The 21,679-nt window shown below is 70.2% G+C and carries 26 protein-coding genes and 1 pseudogene; 17 read left to right on the top strand and 10 right to left on the bottom strand.

Translation table 11 applies throughout. From position 1 onward, the window contains the following. Positions 1-39 precede the first annotated feature (39 nt). The 5 genes from K7854_RS26835 to dmpG all read left to right on the top strand — a co-directional run bounded on the left by K7854_RS26835 (position 40) and on the right by dmpG (position 4,696). Positions 40-987, top strand: a complete 948-nt coding sequence (locus tag K7854_RS26835) for a VOC family protein (protein WP_226029115.1) — start codon at positions 40-42, stop codon at positions 985-987. Next, the gene (locus tag K7854_RS26840; RefSeq protein WP_226029116.1) at positions 987-1,844 is read left to right on the top strand and encodes an alpha/beta fold hydrolase; all 858 of its coding nucleotides are present in this window, start codon (positions 987-989) and stop codon (positions 1,842-1,844) included. The genes K7854_RS26835 and K7854_RS26840 overlap by 1 nt, the downstream gene beginning before the upstream one ends. A 64-nt stretch (positions 1,845-1,908) precedes the next feature. After that, entirely contained in the window at positions 1,909-2,700 is a 792-nt protein-coding gene (locus K7854_RS26845; protein WP_226029146.1) for a 2-keto-4-pentenoate hydratase, read from the top strand. After that, positions 2,697-3,680, top strand: coding sequence for an acetaldehyde dehydrogenase (acetylating) (locus K7854_RS26850; RefSeq protein ID WP_226029117.1), 984 nt, complete (start codon positions 2,697-2,699; stop codon positions 3,678-3,680). Before K7854_RS26845 ends, K7854_RS26850 begins: the two co-directional genes overlap by 4 nt. Continuing rightward, positions 3,677-4,696, top strand: a complete 1,020-nt coding sequence (gene dmpG, locus K7854_RS26855) for a 4-hydroxy-2-oxovalerate aldolase (RefSeq protein WP_226029118.1) — start codon at positions 3,677-3,679, stop codon at positions 4,694-4,696. The genes K7854_RS26850 and dmpG overlap by 4 nt, the downstream gene beginning before the upstream one ends. Before the next feature lie 118 nt (positions 4,697-4,814). Here the strand turns inward: dmpG and K7854_RS26860 are convergent, their stop codons facing one another. Continuing rightward, positions 4,815-5,153, bottom strand: a complete 339-nt coding sequence (locus K7854_RS26860) for a maleylpyruvate isomerase N-terminal domain-containing protein (protein WP_226029119.1) — start codon at positions 5,151-5,153, stop codon at positions 4,815-4,817. A gap of 490 nt (positions 5,154-5,643) precedes the next feature. Between K7854_RS26860 and K7854_RS26865 the strand changes: the two genes are divergently transcribed. Continuing rightward, complete coding sequence (locus K7854_RS26865) at positions 5,644-5,853, top strand: hypothetical protein (protein WP_226029120.1); 210 nt, start codon at positions 5,644-5,646, stop codon at positions 5,851-5,853. Positions 5,854-5,896: 43 nt separating this feature from the next. Here the strand turns inward: K7854_RS26865 and K7854_RS26870 are convergent, their stop codons facing one another. The 3 genes from K7854_RS26870 to K7854_RS26880 all read right to left on the bottom strand — a co-directional run bounded on the left by K7854_RS26870 (position 5,897) and on the right by K7854_RS26880 (position 7,588). Beyond that, positions 5,897-6,493 (bottom strand): TetR/AcrR family transcriptional regulator, encoded by a 597-nt coding sequence (locus tag K7854_RS26870; RefSeq protein WP_226029121.1) that lies wholly within the window; start codon positions 6,491-6,493, stop codon positions 5,897-5,899. 165 nt (positions 6,494-6,658) lie between these two features. Further along, positions 6,659-6,829 carry a hypothetical protein gene (locus K7854_RS26875; protein WP_226029122.1) on the bottom strand — a complete coding sequence of 57 codons (171 nt, stop codon included), beginning with the start codon at positions 6,827-6,829 and terminating at the stop codon, positions 6,659-6,661. A 159-nt stretch (positions 6,830-6,988) separates the two neighbouring features. Continuing rightward, complete coding sequence (locus tag K7854_RS26880) at positions 6,989-7,588, bottom strand: TetR/AcrR family transcriptional regulator (RefSeq protein ID WP_226029123.1); 600 nt, start codon at positions 7,586-7,588, stop codon at positions 6,989-6,991. 102 nt (positions 7,589-7,690) lie between these two features. Here K7854_RS26880 and K7854_RS26885 point away from each other — a divergent pair, with 102 nt between their 5' ends. From K7854_RS26885 to K7854_RS37710, 3 genes are all read left to right on the top strand, one after another. Next, positions 7,691-8,854 (top strand): epoxide hydrolase family protein, encoded by a 1,164-nt coding sequence (locus tag K7854_RS26885; RefSeq protein WP_226029124.1) that lies wholly within the window; start codon positions 7,691-7,693, stop codon positions 8,852-8,854. Between the two features lie 252 nt (positions 8,855-9,106). Next, entirely contained in the window at positions 9,107-10,039 is a 933-nt protein-coding gene (locus K7854_RS26890; RefSeq protein ID WP_226029125.1) for an alpha/beta hydrolase family protein, read from the top strand. Further along, a complete protein-coding gene (locus K7854_RS37710; RefSeq protein WP_308112569.1) occupies positions 10,036-10,167 on the top strand; it encodes a hypothetical protein in 132 nt (43 codons plus the stop codon). The genes K7854_RS26890 and K7854_RS37710 overlap by 4 nt, the downstream gene beginning before the upstream one ends. A gap of 335 nt (positions 10,168-10,502) precedes the next feature. On the opposite strand, the gene K7854_RS26900 is transcribed toward K7854_RS37710, so the two are convergent. After that, on the bottom strand, positions 10,503-10,961 hold the full coding sequence (locus K7854_RS26900) for a MarR family winged helix-turn-helix transcriptional regulator (protein ID WP_226029126.1): 459 nt from the start codon (positions 10,959-10,961) through the stop codon (positions 10,503-10,505). A gap of 128 nt (positions 10,962-11,089) precedes the next feature. Here K7854_RS26900 and K7854_RS26905 point away from each other — a divergent pair, with 128 nt between their 5' ends. From K7854_RS26905 to K7854_RS26915, 3 genes and pseudogenes are all read left to right on the top strand, one after another. Then, positions 11,090-11,833 carry an SDR family NAD(P)-dependent oxidoreductase gene (locus K7854_RS26905; RefSeq protein WP_226029127.1) on the top strand — a complete coding sequence of 248 codons (744 nt, stop codon included), beginning with the start codon at positions 11,090-11,092 and terminating at the stop codon, positions 11,831-11,833. Then, on the top strand, positions 11,830-12,711 hold the full coding sequence (locus tag K7854_RS26910; protein WP_226029128.1) for an MBL fold metallo-hydrolase: 882 nt from the start codon (positions 11,830-11,832) through the stop codon (positions 12,709-12,711). Before K7854_RS26905 ends, K7854_RS26910 begins: the two co-directional genes overlap by 4 nt. Before the next feature lie 129 nt (positions 12,712-12,840). Then, a pseudogene (locus K7854_RS26915) lies at positions 12,841-13,005 on the top strand (transposase family protein); the annotation flags it as partial. A gap of 91 nt (positions 13,006-13,096) precedes the next feature. Here the strand turns inward: K7854_RS26915 and K7854_RS26920 are convergent. Further along, positions 13,097-14,149, bottom strand: coding sequence for an Lrp/AsnC family transcriptional regulator (locus K7854_RS26920; protein ID WP_226029129.1), 1,053 nt, complete (start codon positions 14,147-14,149; stop codon positions 13,097-13,099). Between the two features lie 172 nt (positions 14,150-14,321). Between K7854_RS26920 and K7854_RS26925 the strand changes: the two genes are divergently transcribed. The 5 genes from K7854_RS26925 to K7854_RS26945 all read left to right on the top strand — a co-directional run bounded on the left by K7854_RS26925 (position 14,322) and on the right by K7854_RS26945 (position 17,845). Continuing rightward, positions 14,322-15,038, top strand: a complete 717-nt coding sequence (locus tag K7854_RS26925; RefSeq protein WP_226029130.1) for an SDR family NAD(P)-dependent oxidoreductase — start codon at positions 14,322-14,324, stop codon at positions 15,036-15,038. A gap of 125 nt (positions 15,039-15,163) precedes the next feature. Beyond that, positions 15,164-15,334: a 50S ribosomal protein L32 gene (gene rpmF, locus K7854_RS26930; RefSeq protein WP_007387878.1), complete on the top strand. Its 171-nt coding sequence runs from the start codon at positions 15,164-15,166 to the stop codon at positions 15,332-15,334. 7 nt (positions 15,335-15,341) lie between these two features. Then, a complete protein-coding gene (locus K7854_RS26935) occupies positions 15,342-16,529 on the top strand; it encodes a GTP-binding protein (protein ID WP_226029131.1) in 1,188 nt (395 codons plus the stop codon). A 74-nt stretch (positions 16,530-16,603) separates the two neighbouring features. Then, positions 16,604-17,185 (top strand): class I SAM-dependent methyltransferase, encoded by a 582-nt coding sequence (locus K7854_RS26940; RefSeq protein ID WP_226029132.1) that lies wholly within the window; start codon positions 16,604-16,606, stop codon positions 17,183-17,185. A gap of 192 nt (positions 17,186-17,377) precedes the next feature. Continuing rightward, entirely contained in the window at positions 17,378-17,845 is a 468-nt protein-coding gene (locus K7854_RS26945) for a Fur family transcriptional regulator (protein WP_308112571.1), read from the top strand. Between the two features lie 260 nt (positions 17,846-18,105). Here K7854_RS26945 and K7854_RS26950 read toward each other — a convergent pair whose 3' ends face one another. Genes K7854_RS26950 through K7854_RS26965 form a run of 4 tightly spaced genes read right to left on the bottom strand, consistent with a single transcriptional unit; the run spans position 18,106 to position 21,650 of the window. After that, positions 18,106-19,119 (bottom strand): pyridoxal-phosphate dependent enzyme, encoded by a 1,014-nt coding sequence (locus K7854_RS26950; RefSeq protein ID WP_226029133.1) that lies wholly within the window; start codon positions 19,117-19,119, stop codon positions 18,106-18,108. Further along, on the bottom strand, positions 19,077-20,090 hold the full coding sequence (locus K7854_RS26955; protein ID WP_226029134.1) for a GHMP family kinase ATP-binding protein: 1,014 nt from the start codon (positions 20,088-20,090) through the stop codon (positions 19,077-19,079). Before K7854_RS26955 ends, K7854_RS26950 begins: the two co-directional genes overlap by 43 nt. Continuing rightward, the gene (locus K7854_RS26960) at positions 20,087-20,896 is read right to left on the bottom strand and encodes a Rossmann-like domain-containing protein (RefSeq protein ID WP_226029135.1); all 810 of its coding nucleotides are present in this window, start codon (positions 20,894-20,896) and stop codon (positions 20,087-20,089) included. Before K7854_RS26960 ends, K7854_RS26955 begins: the two co-directional genes overlap by 4 nt. A 49-nt stretch (positions 20,897-20,945) precedes the next feature. Next, positions 20,946-21,650 (bottom strand): class I SAM-dependent methyltransferase, encoded by a 705-nt coding sequence (locus tag K7854_RS26965; RefSeq protein ID WP_226029136.1) that lies wholly within the window; start codon positions 21,648-21,650, stop codon positions 20,946-20,948. Positions 21,651-21,679 lie beyond the last annotated feature (29 nt).

A 21,679-nucleotide genomic window follows, 5' to 3' on the forward strand; every position in this document is an offset into this window, starting at 1 on the left:
CCCTCGCCCACCCACCTGTCGAAGAAGGAGAGAACATCCATGAGCGGAGTCAAGGAACTCGCGTACGTCGTCTACGAGGTCGGCGATCTCGCCGACTGGGAACACTTCGGCGTCGAATTGCTCGGTATGCAGCTCGGTGAGCGCGGCGAGGACCGGTTCACCCTGCGCCTTGACGAGAAGGCGCACCGCTGGATCGTCACCCGGGGGCCGGCCGACGACCTGGTCGCCAGCGGGTACGAGGTCGAGAGCGGCGAACTCGACGCGCTCGTCGAGCGGTTGCGCGCCGCCGGCCTCCGGGTCGACGAAGGGGACCCGGCACTCGCCGCAGACCGCCGGGTGCAGCGGATCTTCGCCACCACCGACCCCATGGGCAACCGCGTCGAACTGGTCACCGGGCTGGCCGACGCCGGCACCCCGTTCGCCTCCAAAGCGTTGCTCGGTGAGTTCGTCACCGGGGCCGGCGGTGCCGGACACCAGGTGCTGCTGGCCCACGGGGTGAGCCGTGAGGAGTACCTCGGCTTCTACCGCGACCTGCTCGGCTTCAGGATCAGCGACATCATCGTCGAGGAACTGTCCCCCGGCATCGTCGCGGACCTGATCTTCCTGCACTGCAACGGCCGCCACCACTCCGTCGCGTTCGGCGACATGCCGTCCCCCAAGCGCACCCACCACTTCATGGTGGAGGTCACCGACATCCGGGACGTGGGTCTGGCCTACGACCGCTGCATGGACGCCAAGCAGCCGTTCGAGATGACGCTGGGGATGCACCCCAACGACGAGATGTTCAGCTTCTACGTCTTCACCCCTTCCGGCTTCTCCGTCGAGTACGGCTGGGGCGGACTCATCATCGACGACGCCACCTGGCAGGTGCGCACCCTCGACCGGTTGCACAGCTGGGGCCACCGCCCGCCGGGCGCGGTGGCCGAGTTGCTGGCCGCGGCGCCGTCCCCGCTGGAAACCGAAGGAATCGAAGGAGGAGAGCGCTGATGGCACTCGACAAGGAACAGACCGCGCGTACGGTCAGGACTCGCGACTGGTCGTTGCGCTACTACGAGGCCGGATCCGGCCATCCGCTGGTGCTGCTGCACGGCAGCGGTCCGGGAGCGACGGGCTGGAGCAACTTCAGTGGCAACATCGAGGCGCTCGCCGAGCACTTCCACGTGTACGCCGTCGACATGCCCGGCTGGGGCGAGTCGGACCCGGCCACGGTCGACCAGCTGGACCACGTCGACGCCGCGATCCAGTTCCTCGACGCGCTGGACATCCCACGGGCCGCGTTCGTGGGGAACTCGATGGGTGGCCAGACCTCGCTCCGGCTAGCCACCGAGCACCCTGGGCGGATCAGTCACCTGGTGACCATGGGGCCGCCGGTGGGGCGCGTGCCGAGCCTGTTCGGGGCCGGTGACGGACCTTCCGAGGGGCTGAAGGTGCTCATCGAGGCGTACCGGGACCCGAGTCCGCGGAACATGCGCCGACTGGTCGAGATCATGTGCTATGACAAGGCGCGCTTCGCGACACCTGAGCTGTGCGAGGCCCGTTCACAGGCCGCCCTCGCCCGGCCCGAACATCTGGCCAACTATGTGGCGGGGCTGCCGCACGGGGCGCCGCTGCCGCGCTGGGTGGACCCGGCCCGGCTGCGCGACATAGCGGTGCCCACCCTGCTCATCCACGGCCGCGACGACCGGGTGGTCTCCTTCGAGAGCTCCCTGTTCCTGCTGGCGAACATCCCCGACTCCCGGCTGGTACTGCTCAACCGCTGCGGACACTGGGCGATGATCGAGCACGCCGAGGAGTTCAACCGGCTGGTCATCGACTTCGTCCGGGGGAATTCCGGTGGTGAATGAGATCAGGCAGGCGCAGCGGGCAGCCGCTGCCCAGGGGGGACTACGGGAGGCCGGCGCCCGGCAGGTGCCGCAGGGGGTCGCCGAGGCGGCCGATCGACTGCTGGAGGCCGCCGCCACCCGCGTTCCGTGCACACCGGTGCGGGATCTGATCGGCACCGGCGACACCGGTGCCGCGTACGCCGTGCAGCAGCGGGTCACGGCGGCGCGCCTGGAACGCGGCGCACGCGTCGTGGGCCACAAGATCGGCCTGACCTCGTCCGCCGTGCAACATCAACTCGGTGTCGACCAACCGGACTTCGGAGTGCTGCTGGACGACATGGGCTACGCGGACGGCGGCACCGTGCCGTACACGTCCGTGCTCCAGCCCCGCGTCGAGGCCGAGGTCGCGTTCGTGCTGGGCGAGGACCTGGCCGAGGGCCCGCTGGACCTGGCCCGGGTGCGGGCCGCGGTCGATCATGCCGTGGCCGCCCTGGAGATCTGCGGCAGCCGTATCGCGGGCTGGGACATCACCCTGTCCGACACGGTCGCCGACAACGCCTCCGCGGGTGCCTTCGTACTCGGCCGGGAACGTCACGGCCTTTCCGAGTTCGAGCCGCGGACGGCCGTGATGGAGATGTCCGTCGATGGCCGGACCGTGTCCGAGGGCACCGGCGCGGACTGTCTGGGCGATCCGCTCGCCGCAGTGCTCTGGCTGGCGCGCTCCGCACGTGACCTGGGCGATCCGCTGCGGGCCGGTCATGTGGTGCTCTCCGGTGCGCTCGGGCCGATGAGCCCGCTCGCGCCGGGCGCACAGGTCACCGCGGCGATCGGCGGGCTGGGTACGGTCTCCGCCTCCTTCGGGGAAGGAACGGTATGACAACGCGCACTGACGGCGCGTCACGCACCAAGGTCGCGATCATCGGTTCGGGCAACATCGGCACCGACCTCATGATCAAGGTGCTGCGCACCGCCCAACATCTGGAGATGGGCGCCATGGTCGGCATCGATCCTGCGTCCGACGGTCTGGCCCGCGCCAGGCGCCTGAACGTGCCCACCACGCACGACGGCGTGGACGGGCTGATCTCCCTGCCCGGCTTCGCCGAGATCGGCATCGTCTTCGACGCCACCTCGGCGGGAGCCCACCGGATCAACGCGGCGAAGCTGACACCGCTCGGCAAGCGGCTGATCGACCTGACTCCGGCGGCGATAGGCCCGTACGTCGTCCCGGCGGTCAACATGGAGGAGCACCTGGACGCTTCGAACGTGAACATGGTCACCTGTGGCGGCCAGGCCACCATCCCGGTGGTCGCCGCGATCTCCAGAGTGGTCCCGGTCCGCTACGCGGAGATCGTCGCCTCGATCGCCTCCAGGTCGGCCGGTCCGGGCACCCGCGCCAACATCGACGAGTTCACCGAGACCACGTCCCGGGCGCTGGTCGAGGTGGGCGGCGCGGACCGCGGCAAGGCGATCATCATCCTCAACCCGGCCGAGCCGCCGCTGATCATGCGAGACACCGTGCTCTGCCTGGTGGAGGCTCCCGACACCGCCCGGCACGCCGCGATCCAGGAGAGCGTCGCCGCGATGGTGGCCGAGGTGGCGGCCTACGTCCCCGGCTACCGGCTCAAGCAGCAGGTGCAGATCACCCCGGTCCCCGCGGACCAGCCGGTACAGACCCTGCTGGACGGAGGCGCGGCCGGCCGGCCGACCCACCAGGTGTCCGTGTTCCTGGAGGTCGAGGGCGCGGCCCACTATCTCCCGGCCTACGCGGGCAACCTCGACATCATGACCTCGGCCGCCCTCGGGGTGGCCGAGCGGATCGCGGCCCGTACGGCCGGTGCCTGTGAGGTGACGGCATGAGCAGCAGCGTCTTCGTCCAGGACGTGACCCTGCGGGACGGGATGCACGCCGTTCGGCACCGGGTCACTCCGGCGGACGTGCGGCGGATCGTACGGGCGCTGGACGCCGCCGGCGTCGACGCCATCGAGGTCGCCCACGGCGACGGGCTGGCGGGCGGCTCCCTCAACTACGGCCCCGGTTCCCACACCGACTGGGCATGGATCGAGGCGGCGGCCTCGGTGCTGGAACGAGCACGGCTGACCACCCTGCTGCTGCCCGGTGTGGGCACCATCCACGACCTGAGGACCGCCTACGACCTGGGGGTGCGCTCGGTCCGGGTGGCCACCCACTGCACCGAGGCAGACATCTCCGCACAGCACATCGCAGCGGCCCGCGAACTGGGCATGGACGTCTCCGGCTTCCTGATGCTCTCCCACCGCGCCGAACCGGCCCGACTCGCCGAGCAGGCCCGGCTGATGGAGTCCTACGGCGCGCACTGCGTCTACGTCACCGACTCCGGCGGCCGCCTCACCATGAAGGACGTCGCCGACCGGGTCCGGGCCTATCGCGACGTCCTGGACGACGCAACCGAGATCGGCATCCACGCCCACGAGAACCTCTCGCTGTCGGTGGCCAACAGCATGGTCGCCGTGGAGCACGGAGTGCGCCGCGTCGACGCCTCCCTGGCGGGTCACGGCGCGGGCGCGGGCAACTGCCCCCTGGAGGCGTTCATCGCGGTGGCGAACCTCTCGGGCCTCCAGCACGGCTGCGACCTGTTCCAGCTGCAGGACGCCGCCGACGACCTGGTCCGCCCGCTCCAGGACCGCCCGGTCCGCGTGGACCGCGAAACCCTCACGCTGGGCTACGCCGGCGTCTACTCCTCCTTCCTGCGTCACGCGGAGATCGCCTCCGACCGCTACGGCGTCGACGTCCGCGCCATTCTGCTGGAGTGCGGCCGACGGGGCCTGGTCGGCGGCCAGGAGGACATGATCGTCGACGTGGCCCTCACCCTGGCGGACGGCCGCGCGGCCGGCTGACACCGGGACGATCGTCGTCGGCGACGCCGTCGAACCGCTGAACGCCACAACCACAAGGTCCTGAGCGATTGCAGGATAACGGCGGGCCGGGGAGCCCGTGGTCAGGTCCAGGTCCGGGTTACGGACCTGGACCTTCGGCGTGCCCCTCCCGGAGTTCCGGGCGCGCATCCACGGCAGTTCGGTGGCGGGGAGGGCGGGGCCCTTCGCCATGCCGGCGGCGTGCTCCTCGGCGGAGGCGAACATCGGGTTCACCGGTGGCCGCCCGGTGCACCAGGTTGCACAGGGGGTCGGCGTTGGCGGCTACGTGGGCCACGAGGTGTTTGCGCGTCCAGTCCGGCAGCGCGCTCGGGGCCTTGAAGGCGGCCTCGTCGAGGCCCGCGACGGCGTCGAGCAGCAGCCCGGTGCCGATGCGGACCCAGGTGCGCGCGTCGGTGAAGGTCCGCGTGGCGGTGCTCATGTCTAGACCACCTTGTTGACGCAGGCGCCCAGACCGGTGATCTCGGTGACCACGGTCTGGCCGGGGAGCACGAAGACCATGGGGTCGTCACGGCCACAGCGTCCATCGCGTCTGCCTGAAGAACGTTCAGATTCCCGCTGGGAGATCCGCGACGACATCCACGAGGCATTCCTGACCCTCAGGGGGCTCCGATGACGTCGAAACCAGTCTGAAGCCATAGAAACCGTAAGGCGGCGTATCGTCAGGGACCGCGAAGGCGGTCGGTGAGTGGCGGGGGACGCGGCGTGGCCTATGCAGTTGGGCTCGTGTGGATGGCAGGGGCTGCCTACATGACGTGGAGGGCAGCCCAACTATGGCGCGACGCGGACTTGGTGGACGTCTTCCTTGCTTCCTCCGCTGTCCTGCCGTTCGGCAAGGAGGTCAGGAGAGGCGAGGTCCGTTCTGTGCGTGTCACCGCAACCTCTCTCTGGCGATCACTCCTCTTGTCTTCTTGGGACTGCTGGAGGCGGAAATGACCGATGGCCAGGCAGTCGTCGCCCTGACGGCGGTGGTCATCGTGCTGGTGTGCATGGCCTGCGAGATCAGCATCATCCTCTTCAACGTACCCGCGCGTTTCGCGCCGCCGCACATGCGCTCTGAACCTGGCAGGGTTGTGCTGTGGCGTGCGCGCCGGGCGCGCAAGAAATTTGGTCACAGCTGACACGCCCCGCCGTCGCGCACGGCATTGCGTGAGGAGTTCTGAGTCAGCTCGGTGCCGGGGCGGTCCGGGTGAGGCCGGCGAGCAGCAGGTCGATCATGCGGCGGGCCTGGTAGTCGGGGAAAGTTTCGACTCCGATGCACAGGTTGCCGATGGCGAGCATGAAGTCGTAGGCCCGTACGTCGGCCCGTGTGCAGCCAGCGGAGGCAGAGTCTTTCAACAGCTGGTCGAGCACGGGCAGCAGGCGTTCGACGAACTCGTTGTGCAGGGCCTCGAATCCGGCCTGGTCCGAGTGCAGCGCCTCGGCGAGGCCGTGCTTGGTGACCAGGAAGTCGGCGAACCGGTGAACCCACCGCCGCAAGACCTCGTAGGGCGTGTCGGCGGCAGCGGGATTGTCGGCGGCAACGGCGAGCGCGTCGAGCTGGTGTCGGAAGACCGCGACCACCAAGTCCGCCCGGGTGGGGAAGTGGCGGTAGACGGTGCCCATGCCGAGGCCCGCTTCGGCGGCGATCTCCCGCACGGGAGCGTCGATCCCCATCCGGACGAACACGGACGCGGCCGCGTCCAGGAGCTTCTGCTCGTTTCGGCGGACGTCGGATCGCTGGCGGCCTGAAGGCGCTGGCGGCATGTCGGCCGTGGACATCGTGAGCATCTCCCAGTTGCAAATCGGAGCGCCGCTCCGTATTGTGATCCGGAGCGGTGCTCCGATTGCCAATGATGCCAGACACCCCGCAGCACGGCCCACTGGGCTTGTCCGAGATGAGCGTTCACTCACGAGTGACCACGTCGGCCGCCGGCGGCAACGGCTTCACCACCCGGTGGTCTCTGACAGCCCGATCGCACCTTCGCCGACGTCCTGCGGGTCCGGCACGAGGCCGCCGGCATCCCGCAGATCGAGCCCGCCCGGCTTTTCGACCACCTCGTGCCGCTCGGCGGCGACCCGAACCGGCCCCGCCGAGCGGCAGAACACCGCCGCCACCGGCGAAACGAGCACGATCCGGGCCGAGCGGCGGACACCCTCGGTGGAGGCCCGTCGGCATCGTCGCGAGCACGTTGTTCTCACCGGATTCCTGGTGGGGTGCGGTGCCGGGTCGTGTCCGGAGCAGGACGATCCGCGGCTCCGCTCACGCGCCGCGGGTCAGGGCCGGTCGCCCACGAGATCGATGGCGCGTGTCTCGGGAACTCCCAGCATCAGCAGGCTCGTGATCGTCGCCGCTCGGACGCCAGGGGTCCCGTTCGACCGGTCGCTGTCCGCGATGGCGAACACGACGCCGTAGGCGACCTGGCTCAGCAGGCCCGCCGGCAGGTGCTGTGCGAACACGCCGCCGTCCTGGCCCCGTTTCACGAGGTCGGCGAGGAGTTCGTCGACCGGCCCGAGCAGGGCGTGGATCGCCTCGCCGTACTCGCCACGGCGCAGCGCCAGCAGCACCCGGTACCGGTGCGCCACCGGCCATAGGCGGGCGACGAATTCGACCCATGTCGCGTCCGCTTCCGCGCCGGAGGCGTTGACTTCGTCGAGTACGGCCGTCATCTCGGCGACGGCCCGTTCCGTGAGGGTCCGGACCAGGTCGAGGCGCGAGGGGAAATGGTCGTAGACCGTACGACGGACGACGCCGGCAGCGGAGGCGATCTCACCCATTCCGGCGTCGGGGTTCTCGCCCAGCACGTCGAGGGCCACGTCGAGGATGCGATTGCGCGTCTCGATCATCGAGCGCATGCGGGCGGACTGGGTGGACACGGCACCAGTATTGCACACGGGTGTACAGTGAGATTCGCTGTACACCCGTGTGCAGTGAAGAGCTGCATCACGCCTCGAAGCTCCGGAGAGGAGAAGAAGGCCATGACCGCACCGACGCCGCCTGCCTCGGCCCTCGTCCGCCCGTTCACCGTCTCGATCCCGGAATCGGAGATCGACGACGTCAAGCAGCGACTGGCCAGAACCAGGTGGCCGGATCCGGAAACGGTGGGCGACTGGTCGCAAGGGGTTCGCGTGGAGAACGCCAGGGCTCTGGTCGATTACTGGGAGCGCGGCTACGACTGGCGGCGCTTCGAGTCCGAGCTCAATCGCTTCCCCCAGTTCCTGACCGAGATCGACGGGCTGGACATCCACTTCATCCACGTCAGGTCCGAGAACCCCCACGCGATGCCGCTGATCCTCACGCACGGATGGCCGGGCTCGGTCCTCGACTTCCTGAATATGATCGGCCCGCTGACCGATCCGGTCTCGTACGGAGGCAACGCCGCCGACTCGTTCGATGTCGTCGTCCCCTCGCTCCCCGGGTTCGGGTTCTCCCAGAAACCCACGCAGACCGGGTGGACCGTCTCGCGCATCGCAAGCGCGTGGGCGGAGCTGATGAAGCGACTCGGCTACACGCGATGGGCCGCGCATGGCGGTGACTGGGGCGCCGTCGTCACCACCGCCCTCGGGGCCACGCGGCCTGAGGGGCTTGCCGGAATCCACCTGAACACCCAGTACGCCTTTCCCGCGCAGATGCCCGACACTCTCACGCCCCAACAGCGCGACGCCGTCGGGACTCTCGCCCTCTACACCGGCGAACTCGGAGGCTCCAACCACCTTCAGGGCACGAAGCCGGAGACCGTCGGATTCGCCCTGGCGGACTCCCCGGCCGGCCAGGCGGCCTGGATCTACGAGAAGTTCCAGTCCAAGACCGACAACCACGGGCTCGCCGAGGACGCCCTCGGCATCGACGACATCCTTGACACGATCTCCCTCTACTGGTTCACCAACAGCGCGGCGTCCTCCGGCCGCATCTACTGGGAGAACAGGTCGCTCACCTTCGCCGGCCCGAAGGTGACGCTCCCGGTCGCGGTGACCGTCTTCCCGAAGGACATCCCACGCGTGCCGCGCAGCTGGATCGAAGACACCTACAGCAATCTGATCCACTACGGCGAGGCCGACAAGGGCGGGCACTTCGCGGCCCTGGAACAGCCAGAGACCCTCGTCAGCGAAATCCGCACCGGCCTGCGCGCCCTTCGTTCCTGACGCCAACGCACGAGCCCAGCGGACAAGAAGCGAGCCTTCCGTTCTGCCCGTTGGACTGGATCAGGATTGCCGGTCGGCGGGAACGGCCGGAGCCCGACGGCCGAACGGAGGGGGCCCGTCCTGCTCCATGGCTCCCGGATTGCAAAGCGGAGCATTGCTCCGTATCGTGTTTCGCGGAGCGTTGCTCCGTTTCATCCTGTCAGACGGTCGCCAATCTCTGGCGCCCACGCCCGCGTCAGGAAGGTCATCACGATGAGTGCCTCGTTCTCACCGGCCCCGCAGCCCCCAGCGACCGCCCCAGTCCTCTCGGTGCGGCCCGTCACCCTCCCCGCTCCCGGCCGCGGCCAGGACCTCCAGGTCCGTGTCACCGCGCCGACGACCGGGAGCGGCCTGCCGGTCGTCGTCTTTTCCCACGGCGCGACGCTGACCATGGACGACTACACACCGCTGGCCGCCCACTGGGCCGCGCACGGCTTCATCGTCGTCCAGCCCACCCACCTCGACTCCCTCGGCCTCGCCCCGGACGACCCGCGCACTCCACGGGTGTGGCGCATCCGCACCGACGATCTGACCGGCGTCCTGGACCACCTCGACGTCATCGAGGCCGAGGTGCCCGGCCTCGCCGGCCGCATCGACCACGACCGCGTCGCCGTCGCCGGACACTCCTGGGGCGCCCAGTCGGCAAGCACCCTGGTCGGCGCGCGGGTCGTGGACGCCGACGGCACGCCCGGCGAGAGCATGGCCGACCCGCGGGTGCGGGCCGCGGTCCTGCTGTGCCTGCCCGGCACCGGCGGCGACGACCTGTCCCCGCTGGCCGTCCAGTACTTCCCCTTCATGAGCCCGGACTTCTCCGAGCTCAAGGCCCCGAGCCTGATCGTCGCCGGCGACCGGGACCAGTCCCCGCTGACGGTGCGCGGCCCGGACTGGTTCACCGACGGCTACCGCCTCGCCCCGGGCGCCACCGACCTGCTCACCCTCTTCGGCGCCGAGCACGGCCTCGGCGGCATCCAGGGCTCGTTCGACACCCGCACCACCGACGAGAACCCCGAACGCGTCGCACTTGTCCAGCAGCTCACCCTGGCCTATCTGCGCACCTCACTCGGCCTGGACGCCCAGGCGTGGCCCACTGCCCGGGAGGCCCTCATCGCGGCCGCCGAGCCGCTGGGCAGGATCGACTCGAAGTGACCGGCTCCCCCCGACCGGCCCGCCGGCCCAGCTTCGGCATCATGACCCCGTCGCCCCAGGTCGGCTATGCGGACCTGCTGCTGGTCTGGCGCGCGGCGGACGGCATCCCGCAGATCGAGCACGCCTGACCGTTCGAGCACCTCATGCCGCTCGGCGGCGACCCGAACGGTCCCGCCTTCGAGGCATGGACCACGGGGCAGGTGTACCCCAGGCCGGACCGCGAGCGGATACGCGAGTACGTCGTCCGGGAACCTGTGCCGGTACACCGGCCACTCGGCGATCACCGACGCCGTGGCCGCAGCGTGTGGCACAGCGGTCGCCTCGGAGGAAAGCAGGGCAGCGTGACCGGGAGGGAGCTCTGTGGACCGGCTGGAGGAGACCACCGTGTCGGCTGATCTGCCCGGTTGAGATCCTCGGCGGGCGCGGTGCCAGTGTTCACGACCGGACTCCGTACCGGACCCTGCTACGCGGGTTCGGGCTTGTGTCCTTCCAGGACCTTCACCAGGAGCGCGTGGAGTTGCCCGCGCTCGTCTTCGTCCAGGCTCGACAGCAGTTCGGCCTGGGCCTTGTCCGCGTTCCGCTGGATCTGTTCGAGATAGCGCCTGCCGGCCTGGTTGATGGTGACGAGGTTGCGGCGTCGATCGTCTGGATCGGCCTGGCGGTCGAGGTGACCGCCGGTCTGGAGCCGGGTCACGATGCCGCTGACGTCGTTGCGGTCGAGGCCGAGCCGCCTGCCGAGATCGGCCTGGCTGAGCGCGCCGTACTCCTCCAGTGCGGCGAGGACGGCGAAGTCGGAGCGCGCCGTCAAAGGCATGTACTTCGCCGTCATGCGGGCCCCGATCGTGGAGACCCTGCTCGCCTGCCAGCTCGTGAGTGCCCGCAGTCGTGCCGGCGGCTGGAGGTCGTCGTTCGCATCACCCATGGACTCACTATAAACGTTGGCCGCCCCAACCAATCAGTGTTACGTTGGGCAAGCCAACGTTGGAGGTCCCAACGGAAGGAGTCGGCGGGATCTGCTGCCGACCCCGACCTGGCCGAAGGAGCATCCTGATGTCCGACAGCAACCCTCATCCCGACCTCTCCGGTCGGCGAGTCCTGATCCCTGGTGGCACCGGAGGAGTCGGGGAAGGCGCCGTCCGCTCCTATCTCGCGGCGGGCGCGCAGGTGGTGGTGCCCACACGCAGCAAGGAGCGAGCGGAGGAGTTCCGCCTGCTGCTCGGCGAGGCCGCAACCGCGCGCCTGCACCTGTTCGAGCACGACTACACCGACTTCGCGGGCGCGGATGCGCTGGTCGCGACCATGGTCGACCGGCTCGGCGGCGTGGACGACGTCGTCGCCCCGATCGGCGGCTGGTGGCACGGCAAGCGGTTGTGGGAGATCGACGAGGCGGACTGGCAGGCGGCCTTCGTGGGCCTGGCGACCGCGCACATGGCCGTGTTGCGCGCGGCCCTGCCGCGCATGACGCGGCAGGGCGCGTACTCCATCGTCGTCGGCGAGTCCGCCCACGTCCCCATCCCCGGAAGCGGCCTGGTGAGCATGGAGCAGACCGCGCTCCAGATGATGCACCAGGTGCTCACCGTCGAGCTTCAGGGCGCCAAGCGCGTGTTCCTCCTCGAACTCGGCCCCGTGGCGACCCGCTTCGTCGAAGCCGTCGACCCCGCCCAGGTCACTTCCGCGCAGATCGGTGCGGTCGCCGTCGCGGCCTCCGCCTCGACGCGGCCCGGGAGCCTGGTGCGACTGCTGAACCGGGCCCAGGCCGAGGAAGCTCTGGTCTCGCTCGGAGCGGAGCGGTGAGCGCCACCCGGCTCGGCTACGAGGTCATCGTGTCCGAGGCGATCCCGCTCGCCCTGCCGGGACGCACGCCCGATGGGGACGCGCGTACCTGGGCGCCGGTGTCCACGACACTCGTCTTCGGCCGTGAGGAGGTGGTACTCGTCGACCCGCCGCTGACCACCGCCCAGGCGGAATCCGTCGCGGACCGCGTCCGCGCCATCGGCCGGAGGCTCACGCACATCTTCGCCACCCACGCGCACGGCGACCACTGGTTCACCGCCCAAAGTCTGGCCGACCGGTTTCCCGGCGCCCAGGTGGTGGCCACGGGCGGGACCATCACGCAGATGCACCGCGCCGCCGAGGCGCGCGCGGGCTTCTGGGACAAGATCCTTCCCGGACAGATCCCGGCATCACCCGTCACGGCCGTCGCCGCCGAGGACCTCGGAAACCGGCTCGTCCTCGAAGGACACGCGCTGTCGGTCCTCGGCGTCGGGCACAGCGACACCGACGACACCAGCGTGCTGCACATCGCGGACCTCGACCTGGTCGTCGCGGGCGACGTCGTCTACAACGGCGTCCATCAGTACCTCGTCGAATCCCGTGACGGGGGACGCGACGCCTGGCGCCGTGCCATCGCCGCTGTGGAAGCACTCGGCGCCCGCCGAATCGTCGCCGGCCACAAGAACCACCGGTACGACGACGACGCGGCCCGGCAGATCCGCGAGACCCGCCGCTACCTCGCCGACACCGACCAGCTGCTGGAAACAGAGCCGACACCGGAGCGCTTCTACAGCGCCATGGTCCGGCGGCACCCTGACCACCTCAATCGCAGCAGCCTCTGGGGCAGCAGCCAGGCGCTCTACCCGGACCGCACCCAGGGGGCCTCGCCGTCCACCTGACGGGTTGTCAACATGAGTCCGCCGGAGGGGCGTAAGTCCTGTGCACTCGCCCTCTGGGTCGCGGTCAGCTCCGAAGGCCGGACAGCGCCCACAGGGTCCCCCACAGAGGGAATGGCCCTGTGAGCACCGGCGTACTGGCGGACGAACCTGACCTTGCGGCAGTTGGCTCCCCTGGTCGGGATCTGGAAGTCGGCCGCGGGCCGGATCGTGAGCCGGCTCGGGCCCTTGCTCGCGCTGCGGCCTCGGGGGCGCTTCCGCCGAGACACGGTGCTGATCGTGGACGGCACCTTCGTCCTTGAGTCGTGGCGTCGCCTCGTCCGGCTCGCGGTCGAAGACGCCTCAGCAGGTTCGGCACCCGTCGAGCGGCTGGTCGCGGCACAGCCTCTCAGCGTCGCGCACGAGCGTTGGACGGCTCGACGAGGCGATCGTCCTGGAGGCGGGTGCCGGCCTGTTTGACGTACTTGAGCACGGGTGAGATCTCCATGCTCTGCAGTCCGGTCAGGGACCCGATGCGTTCCGAGGTGAACTCGAACAGTTCGTCGAGGTCCCGGGTGTGTGCGACGGCGTGAACGTTCCAGGGCCCGGAGATGGCTGCGGCGAAGGCGATCTCGGGTTCCTGCGCGAGTGTGCGGCCCGCGCTCTTCACCGCCGACGGGTGCACGCGGAGCCAGAGGTGCGCGCGAGCGTGATAGCCCAAGGCTGCTGCGGCGATCTCGACGTCGATGTGGACGACGCGATGCTGGAGCAGAGCCTCAAGGCGCCGCGAGGCGCGTCCCGGAGTGAGGTCTGCGGCTGTGGCGAGATCGACGAGACTGGCGCGGCCGTCCACGGCGAGCGCATCGAGCAACTTCTCGTCCTCGGGGGTGAGGCGCAGCGGCTCGCGGGTGACGACCGGAGACTCGGTGAAAGGAGGCCCGCCGCTCCCCAGCGCTGCTTCCTCCTTGGGGGACAGTGTGCCCTGCAGGGCGGACCAGTAGTGGCCGCGGCCTCCGAGGAACTGCCGGAGCATGGCGAAGGCGTTGATGTCGATCACCGCCGCGGTGCGGGGAAGCCGCTGCCCCAGAAGGTCCTCGCGCTGTTCCCGCGTCCGGGACTGTGTCGCGCAGGTGACCTCGCAGCCCGCCGCACCCAGGGCTACCCAGTTGATGTCGTCACGCCTGGCGAGCGCGTCGGCGATCGCCGCGACACTGCCGGGGCGGCAGCGCAGCCGCACCAGCCACCTGCTCTGTCCCAGGGCGCCCGGGTTGACCATGCCGGCCACGCGGATGACGCCGTCGGCGCGCAGGCGGCGATACCGGCGGCTGACGGCACCCTCGGTCAGGCCGAGGGCGGTCGCGATCGCGGCGAACGGAGCCCGCGGAGCGATCTGCAACGCACGAATGATTCGCACATCGTCGGGCTGAATCGAAGCGGATTCCGTCATGAGCGCCCCTGCCATGTCACCAACCCTACAAACGAGCGCTCGTAGCTCGCCTGCGACGCGGTGCGGGCGAAACACTTGAACCGCACGGGTTGAAGGACCGCGGCAGCGGACACCGCCCTGTGCCGATCCCGGGGCCTCGACGGAGCCCGAACGGAGTCCAACGCGCGAAGAACGGAGATGACGCCGCATGTCATCGACCTCCACCGGACAACACCCACCGACCGCTCTCATCGTCGGGGCCTCACGCGGCCTCGGTCACGCGATGGCGGCGGAGTTCTTCGGCAGGGGCTGGAACGTCGTCGGCACCGCTCGCGATACCTCAGCCCGAACGCCGCTGCACGACCTCGCGGACCGCGCCGACGGGCTGGTGACCATCGAGCATCTCGACATCAACGACCCCAGCCACCTGCTCCCGCTGCACGAGCGTCTGGCGCACCGCCGACTCGACGTGCTCTTCGTCAACGCGGGCACGACGAACAATGAGCAGACGCCCATCGGCAGGGTTGCGACAGCCGACTTCATCGACGTGATGGTCACCAATGCGCTGAGCCCCATGCGCGTCATCGAAGCCCTCGAGGGCCTGGTGTCCCCGGTGGGACTCATCGGGGCGATGTCCTCCGGACAGGGCAGCATCACGAACAACGCGACCGGAGGCCGCGAGGTCTACCGGGGGAGCAAAGCAGCCCTGAACATGTTTTTGCGGAGCTTCGCGGCCCGGCAGGGGGACACGCAGCGCGCCTTCGTGCTCCTGGCGCCGGGCTGGATACGCACCGCCCTGGGCGGTCCGGATGCGCCGTACACCATCGAGGAGACCGTCCCCTTGCTGGTGGACGTACTGCTCTCCCGACTGGGCTCGCCCGGCCTGGCGTATCTGGACCGATTCGGCCGGACCGTCCCCTGGTGATCCCTGCAGTCAGGTGGAGAAGGCCTCGCGGGCGGCACACCGCGAGACTGCGGCAGCGTCGATCGTAATGACATCCATTTTCATGTATCGTCTGTCCCGCTCACCGATCGCGCCCGGAGGTCCCCATGGCCGTACCCAAACGCAAGATGTCGCGCAGCAACACCCGGCACCGCCGCGCGCAGTGGAAGGCCACGACACCGCAGCTGGTGACCGTCACGGTGGACGGCGTGCCGTACCTCGTTCCGCAGCGGCTGGCCAAGGCGTACGAGCGCGGTCTCCTCCGTCCGGAAGGCTGACCCCGGCATGACCCACGCCCCCTCGCGGCGCCTTCCCGTCACCGTCCTGTCCGGGTTCCTCGGCGCCGGAAAGACCACCCTGCTCAACCACGTCCTCGGCAACCGCGAGGGTCTGCGCGTCGCGGTCATCGTCAATGACATGAGCGAGGTCAACATCGACGCAGCCTTGGTGCGCGGCGGCGAGGCCGCCCTGTCCCGCACCGAGGAACGCCTGGTCGAGATGACCAACGGGTGCATCTGCTGCACCCTGCGGGACGACCTCCTGGAGGAAGTGGACCGGCTGGCGCGCGAGGGGCGTTTCGACTACCTCCTCATCGAGTCCTCCGGCATCTCCGAGCCCATGCCGGTGGCCGCCACCTTCTCCTTCGCCCGCGACGACGGCGCCACCCTCGGCGACCTGGCCCGCCTGGACACCATGGTCACGGTCGTGGACGCCGCCAACTTCCTGCCCGAGCTGGCCGGCGGCGACGAACTGACCGAACGGGGCCTGGACCAGTACGAAGGCGACGAGCGCACGGTCAGCGACCTGCTGATGGACCAGATCGAGTTCGCCGACGTCATCGTCCTCAACAAGCTCGATCTCGTCGAGTCCGCCGCCGCCGAGCAGTTGCGCGCCGCCTTGGCGCGGCTCAATCCCGCCGCCCGCATCGTGCCTGCCGAACGGGGCCGGGTACCGGTCCGTGAAGTGCTGGGCACCAGCCGCTTCGACCTGGAGCGGGCCCAGCAGGCACCGGGCTGGGTCAGGGAACTCAACGGCGACCACATCCCCGAGACGGAGGAGTACGGCATCTCGTCGACCGTCTTCCGCTCCGCGAGGCCCTTCCACCCGGAGCGGCTGTGGACGTTCGTGACCCAGGCAATGGACAGCGGCGCCTACGGGCAGGTGCTCCGGTCCAAGGGCTTCTTCACCCTCGCCGGCCGGCCCCGGGTGACGGGACTGTGGTCGCAGGCCGGTTCGGTGGCCCGCTTCGAGCCCTCCTCCGCACGTGACGCCGACAGCCCCTTCGCCCAGGAACTCGTCTTCATCGGAATCCATCTGGACGCGGAGCCGCTGCGGGCCGCCCTGACCGACTGCCTCGTCCGGGAAGGCGAAGCCCCGCCCGCCTCCGACCCCTTCCCCGCCTGGGACACCTACGGCATCGACGAGAGCTGCACGCACGAGCACGACCCCCTCACCGCCGTGACGGGGCGCTGAATCTCCGGACCGGGCGGTGGTCGCAGCCACGGCACCGTCCGGCCCGGTACGCACCTGTGTCAGAGAGGCCGCCCATGGACGACAGGAAGAAGCCGCGCCTGGGGACGGTGCAGGAGACCCTCCTCATCCCGCTGTACGCCCGCGCCGTGGAGAACCGCAAGGAACACGCGCTGCTCAGGGACGCACGGGCCGAAGAGATCGTCGCCTCGATCGACTACGACTTCGGGCGCTTCGACGGTCTCCCGAGCCTCACCGGCGCGCTGCTGCGCACCCTCCTCTTCGACCGATGGGTGAGTGACTTCCTGTCCACTCACCCCGACGCCACCGTGGTCGAGATCGGCACCGGGCTCAACACCCGCCACGAACGCGTCGACAACGGCCGCGCCCGTTGGTACGAACTCGACCTGCCCGACGTGATCGCCCTGCGCCGGAACTTCTTCACCGACAGCCCCCGACGGACGATGCTCGCGGCCTCGGTGACGGATCGGACCTGGGCCGCGAAGGTGGCCTCGCACACCACCGGGCCGTACCTGAGCCTGCCCGAGGAACTGGTGGCCCAGTTGCCGCTCCCCTACCAGCAGATGGTGTCCGCCATGGCCGCGCAGCGGCTCCCCCAGGCCGAGGGCTACCGGCTCAACCTCCTGCGCCTGCCCTGACCTCCGCAGGCACGCTCAGCGGGAGGACTTGGTGACCCCGGGCAAGGAGCGGGCGCGGGCGGCCTGCTCGCGCATGCGGACGCGGACGCGGACGCGGACGCGAGACAGTCCGACACTGCCGAAGGTGCCCCAACCGTTTTTTGAATCTCTTATGGAAATGATTACCATGTGCTTCATCTCATCACTTGGGAGGTGGGCAGCCTGCGCGAGACAGCCGCAACACAGCTGCCGGCCCCGTTGCGCCCGACACGCCAACGGACGGCCGTGATGACCGCACTGCACCAGCGAGCGGGCTTCACCTCCGCTCAGGAGTTGCATGAAGCACTGGAAGCCGACGGCATCACCATTGGTCTGACCACGGTGTACCGGACTCTCCACGCCTTGGACCGGTCCGGACAGCTCGACGTCGTACGGGAGAAGAGCGGGGAGCGGCTGTACCGGCCCCGGCCCGCAGACGGGCACCGCCACTATCTCGTCTGCCGTGACTGCGGCCTGAGCGCGGAGGTCGAGGCCGGTGTGGTCGAACGGTGGGCGGAGGGCGTCGCCGAAGGCATGGGCTTCACCGAGGTCGAGCACACGGTGGAACTGACCGGTGTCTGCGACAGGTGCGGCTTCACCCGGATCGCTCCGGGCCCGGGCTCCGCGGAGCAACGCCCCTGAACAGCGACCAGCCCTCGACGGACTTCCCGGTCGAGCGTGCGGGCTACTCGGAGGTCGTCGTCGTGGTCGGTCTCGTGCGCCCTTGCCCGTGGGGGCGTTGAGGTGAATCCGGCTGCGGATCGCGTGCTGCGCTGCCGACGCGTCGGCGGTCGGGGCGGAGGTCCGTGGCGTGCGGGCGCCGAGGACGATCGCCGAGCCGAGCGACCCCTGCGCGGAGCGTTGAGGTGTCGGCGCCCGCCGCCGCGGTGAACCGTCCGGCCCTACCCGGGCACCGCGTCGACCGGTGCGGGCGACCCGTTCCAGTCCATGCGTGACCACGGAAGTGCGAGTTCCTCCGTGCCGCGGACCCGCCGTGGGGCCAGGTCCTCGACCCGGGCTGCCTCCCCGTGCCTGGCGAACACGGTGTCGATGTAGCGGTGTCCGGTGTCGGCGGCGATGAACAGGGCGGTGCGGCCCGGCTCTTCGCGTCGTTCCCACTGGGCGGCGAGGTAGGCGGCTCCGGTGGACAGGCCCGCGAATACGGCGTGCCGGCGCAGCAGGTCGACGCTGCCGGCGAGGGCGGCGTCGAAGGCGAGCCAGTGGAGGGTGTCGTAGAGGTCGTGGCGGACGTTGCCGAAGGGGATGGAACTGCCGATGCCGGCGATGATGATCTCCGGGTCGGCGACGTGTTCGCTGCCGAAGGTGACGCTGCCGTACGGCTGGACGCCGACGAGCCGTACGTCCACGGAACGCTTGGCCAGGTAGTGGGCGAGGGCGCCGGTGGAGGCGCCCGAGCCCACGCCGCCGACGAGCGCGAGCGATTCTCCGCCGGTCTGGGTGTGTATCCGGTCGGCGACGGCTTCGTAGCCGAGGTAGTGGATGTCGTCGTGGTACTGGCGCATCCAGTGGTAGTCCGGATGGGCGCGGAGGATCTCCTGGACGCGGGCGACCCGGCGGCTCTGGTCGAGCTTGAGGTCGCTGCTGGGCGGCATCTGCTCCAGCCGGGCCCCGAGTATGTCGAGTTGGGTGCGCAGGGTGTGGTCGACGGTGGTGGAGCCGACGATGTGGCAGCGCATGCCGTGGCGGTGGCAGGCGAGGGCGAGGGCGTAGGCGTAGATGCCGCTGGAGCTGTCGATGAGGGTGTCGCCGCGGCGTACGGCTCCGGTGTCGAGCAGGTGGCGTACGGCGGCCAGCGCGGAGACGATCTTCATCGTCTCGAACCGCAGGCAGACGAGCCCGTCGTCGAGGCGTATCAAGTCCGGGCGGCCGACGGCTTCCGATATGTGGTCGTCCACGAGGGTCCTCCAAGTCGGTGGGGGGACGCGAAGGTGGTGAAGGTGCGGGTCGGCGTGATGCCTTCGCGGGCCAGGGCGCGGCCGCAGCGCCGCAGCCTGCTGTTGAGCCCGGGGGCGCGGGGGTCGAAGAGGAGGCCGGCGACGTTGCCGCTGTGGGCGATCTGCACCCCGGCGGCGCCTACGGCGTCGGCGATGCCCTTCAGTGCCGGGAACTCCCGTTGGCCGAGGACGCGCTGGCGCAGGCGTGCGCTGGCCGTGCTCACCCGGCCGAGCAGAGCCGTGTCGGCGTCGGCCACCGCTCTGCGCAGCATGCGCCGCAGGTGCGCGTAGTAGGCGATGTCCCCGTCCTCGACGGGGGCGGTCAGGGACAACGTGTCGACCGGTTCGCTCCCGCCCAGCGCGCACCCGACGACCACCGCGGGCGGCAGGGCGGAGCCGAGGACCTCCAGGACCCGGCCCTCGCGCTGCGCGAAGAGAAGCGGACGACGGCCGTACATCAGCGGGTCGCTGGCGCCCTCGGCACGCACCGCCAGCCGGGCGACGGTCTCCGGCGGCAACCGCAGACCCCAGGAGTCGGCGACTGCCCGCACCGTGGCGATGACGTCGCTGGTGGACGAGCCCATACCGAGCCCGACCGGCAGGTCGCCGGTGAGCGTCAGTTCGCCGCCGCCCGGTTCCCGACCGCGCAGGGCGGCGCACTCGCGCAGCGCGAGGACGGCGGCCTCGCGCGCCTTCGTACGGCCGGCCGGCGTCACCGTCACCTCACCGGGCCGGCTGCCGGGCCTGCGGACGAAGCGGGCGGCGCTGCCCGGTCCGTCCATCGGGAGGGTGACGAGCCCGTGTGCGAGGTGGCCGTTCCCGTCGCGGAAGTAGCCCTGGAGGATCTCACCGTGGTGGCAGGGGGCCCGCCCGGTACCCGTCGTGCGGTGCGGGCCCCGGCCGGGTGCCGCTCGCCGGGTGGCGTCCGTCACCGGGCGGCCGCCGACCGATAGCGGTACAGGACCGTGGGCTCCGCGTTGAACTGGGAGAAGGGGAAGGGCTCCGCGGACAGGCCGGTCACGCCCGTGCCGAGGAAGGCGCGGGCGACGGCACTGCCGGTCTGGGCGTAGACCACGAGGGGCTTCCCACGTTCGCGGCAGCGGGCCACGACGGTGTCGAAGCTGCCGTTGCTCAGGGTCATGCCGGTGGCCACCACGGCGTCGGCGGTGTCGAGGACCTCGTGCATGTCGTCGGTGACGGGGTCGCCCCACTGGGTGGTGCGCAGGTTGAAGTCGCAGAGCAGGGGATCACCGCCACGCTCGCGGATGGCCGCCACCAGTGGATTGACCACCCCGATCAGGCCGACCCGGGCACCGGCCTCGATGTCGAGGAGCCCGGCGATGGCCGCGTCCCGGGCCAGCGCGCGGGTCTCGGGCGTCCCGGCGGGCAGGGTGACCGGTTCCGCTTCCGGAGCCTCCCGGTGCGGGCGAGCCGCGCTGAGGCAGGCGTCGAGCGCGGCGATCCGCAGCGGCCTCGGTCCCTCGCGCAGGAGGGCGTCGAGGGAGGACCCGGAGGCGTCGCGGCATATGGTCGCGTCCACCTCGCCGGCCTCGAAGGCGCAGGCGCCGAAGGAGCCGCCCAGGCGGACCAGGACGTACTGGTTGAGGTATGTGGTGTTCCCGCCGGCCAGCCGCGTGCCGTGGTGCACCCAGAAGACGCTCGTGGCCACCAGGTCGGCGGGGCGGGGGCCGTGGTCGCCCGCCAGTACGGCCGCGAGGAGTTCGTCGGTGTTCTTCATCGCTGTCCTCCGGGGCGGGGCGTGTCGTGGGTGATGCGGAAGAGGAAGGTCAGCACGCCGTCCCGCCAGTCGTGGAGATGGTCGATCCGGGGCTGAGTCCGTGGTCCGTCGCGTGCCGGACCAGGGCCCGCAGATCCGCGGTGTTCGAGGCGATGACGTAGATCGCGCCACCGGGGGCGAGCAGGTCCTTCTCCGCGATCTGGGCGAAGAACTTCGCCAGCAGCGGCGCGCCCACGCAGACGTTGCGTACGACGTCCGGGTCGTCGCTGACGGTCTGGCTGACGGCGGGCGGGTTGAAGGTGACGACGTCCAGCTGGACGTCCTCGGCCAGAGCGTCGAAGACGTCGCTCACCGCGGGGAGGAACGCGGTGTCCGGGCGCTCGCCGACCAGACGCCGGTAGTGGCCGGTGGCGGCGGCCACGCTCTGGGGGTGGACGTCGAGCGCGTGGATCTCCCGAGCGCCCCGGACGCCCGCCGCGACGGCCTCGACGCCCAGGCCGACGCCCATGGCGGCGTACCGCAGGCCGCGGGTCTCGATACGGCCGTCGAGCACCCGCTCGTGGATCAGGCGGCTGGTCCAGCCGGGGATGAAGACGCCGGGCGGGACGTCGAACGTCCAGCCGTTCCACTCGTAGCGGCGAGTGGTGTGCAGGTCGGCCTTGGGCTGGTTGAGCGAGATGATCAGGTCGGCGGGCAGCGGCGGGGGCAGCTGCTCCAGCAGCGCCGGGCCGATCGCGTCACGGTCGATGTCCATGGAGTCCTTTCCTCGTCACACAACGGGAC

Source organism: Streptomyces hyderabadensis (genome assembly GCF_020404845.1).
Classification (GTDB): Bacteria; Actinomycetota; Actinomycetes; order Streptomycetales; family Streptomycetaceae; genus Streptomyces; species Streptomyces hyderabadensis.

Coding starts and splice junctions, on each gene's coding strand:
- K7854_RS26925 (WP_226029130.1), top strand. CDS start 14,322: ATGTCATCGACCTCCACCGGACAACACCCACCGACCGCTCTCATCGTC.
- dmpG (WP_226029118.1), top strand. CDS start 3,677: ATGAGCAGCAGCGTCTTCGTCCAGGACGTGACCCTGCGGGACGGGATG.
- K7854_RS26885 (WP_226029124.1), top strand. CDS start 7,691: ATGACCGCACCGACGCCGCCTGCCTCGGCCCTCGTCCGCCCGTTCACC.
- K7854_RS26860 (WP_226029119.1), bottom strand. CDS start 5,153: ATGAGCACCGCCACGCGGACCTTCACCGACGCGCGCACCTGGGTCCGC.
- K7854_RS26840 (WP_226029116.1), top strand. CDS start 987: ATGGCACTCGACAAGGAACAGACCGCGCGTACGGTCAGGACTCGCGAC.
- K7854_RS26900 (WP_226029126.1), bottom strand. CDS start 10,961: ATGGGTGATGCGAACGACGACCTCCAGCCGCCGGCACGACTGCGGGCA.
- K7854_RS26935 (WP_226029131.1), top strand. CDS start 15,342: ATGACCCACGCCCCCTCGCGGCGCCTTCCCGTCACCGTCCTGTCCGGG.
- K7854_RS26920 (WP_226029129.1), bottom strand. CDS start 14,149: ATGGCAGGGGCGCTCATGACGGAATCCGCTTCGATTCAGCCCGACGAT.
- K7854_RS26870 (WP_226029121.1), bottom strand. CDS start 6,493: ATGTCCACGGCCGACATGCCGCCAGCGCCTTCAGGCCGCCAGCGATCC.
- K7854_RS26890 (WP_226029125.1), top strand. CDS start 9,107: ATGAGTGCCTCGTTCTCACCGGCCCCGCAGCCCCCAGCGACCGCCCCA.
- rpmF (WP_007387878.1), top strand. CDS start 15,164: ATGGCCGTACCCAAACGCAAGATGTCGCGCAGCAACACCCGGCACCGC.
- K7854_RS26965 (WP_226029136.1), bottom strand. CDS start 21,650: ATGGACATCGACCGTGACGCGATCGGCCCGGCGCTGCTGGAGCAGCTG.
- K7854_RS26905 (WP_226029127.1), top strand. CDS start 11,090: ATGTCCGACAGCAACCCTCATCCCGACCTCTCCGGTCGGCGAGTCCTG.
- K7854_RS26850 (WP_226029117.1), top strand. CDS start 2,697: ATGACAACGCGCACTGACGGCGCGTCACGCACCAAGGTCGCGATCATC.
- K7854_RS26835 (WP_226029115.1), top strand. CDS start 40: ATGAGCGGAGTCAAGGAACTCGCGTACGTCGTCTACGAGGTCGGCGAT.
- K7854_RS26940 (WP_226029132.1), top strand. CDS start 16,604: ATGGACGACAGGAAGAAGCCGCGCCTGGGGACGGTGCAGGAGACCCTC.
- K7854_RS26960 (WP_226029135.1), bottom strand. CDS start 20,896: ATGAAGAACACCGACGAACTCCTCGCGGCCGTACTGGCGGGCGACCAC.